Source organism: Bartonella sp. AP58NXGY (assembly GCF_042195785.1).
Classification (GTDB): domain Bacteria; phylum Pseudomonadota; class Alphaproteobacteria; order Rhizobiales; family Rhizobiaceae; genus Bartonella.
Map to the genome: position 1 here is coordinate 1 of NZ_JBHIOY010000192.1, position 796 is coordinate 796.

The 796-nt window shown below is 28.9% G+C and carries 1 protein-coding gene; it reads left to right on the plus strand.

The features are described from left to right. Nucleotides 1-110 precede the first annotated feature (110 nt). A complete protein-coding gene (locus ACFINC_RS10365; RefSeq protein WP_375617159.1) occupies nt 111-422 on the plus strand; it encodes a hypothetical protein in 312 nt (103 codons plus the stop codon). Nucleotides 423-796 lie beyond the last annotated feature (374 nt).

Below are 796 nucleotides of genomic sequence, written 5' to 3' on the forward strand. Positions count from 1 at the left end.
AAAATTATATACATTTTGTATATATTAAAAATGAAGTAAAAAGGCCCTTTGAAAATATGGCCTTTGTTTAACGATATTTATTTATAGAAATAAATAAAAGAGAAAAAACGATGAATATCAGATATTTTTTCATAGCGGGGGCAATCACAAGTGGTTTAGCTCTTGCAATTCAAAAGTCTGATCATATAGTCAATCAAAAGCCCTCTCCTATTGTTGCTCCTTATACTGTTGAAAAAACACATTTACAGTTTTTTAAACCCGTAGGGAGTCCATCGGATACATTGAGTATACTTAGAATAAATAGCAGACAAGAATCAATAAACGATATACATGAAAAAGGAAAGAGTTTATTGAATGCAATATTTAGTTTTTTAGGATCGATTATTGTATATTTCATGCAAATAATTTCTGCTAAAATATAAAATATATATATGAAAAAAGTAGAAATTTATTAAACGCCTTTGCTAGCTTTTTAGGCTCACTTGTTATATATTTCATACAGCTCATTGCTACTAGAATATAGGATACAAAAAGTTCTTATAATAAAATGATATACATTTTGTATATATTATAAAATTTAAATAAAAAGGCCCTTTTAGAATGGGGCCTTTGTTTTAGTTTTATTTTTATTGGTCCAATATTACTTCCCTAAAAAACAACAGTTTTTACTTTCCCGCATTTAAAAAGACAAAAGTCCTAGCCTCCACGCTCTCACCCCATACTGCTTTCATTAATGAGGGTCCACAACCTTACTGTTTTTCCAGTCAATTCCGCTATTTTCAAGAAAATAACCTTG

Coding starts and splice junctions, on each gene's coding strand:
- ACFINC_RS10365 (WP_375617159.1), top strand. CDS start 111: ATGAATATCAGATATTTTTTCATAGCGGGGGCAATCACAAGTGGTTTA.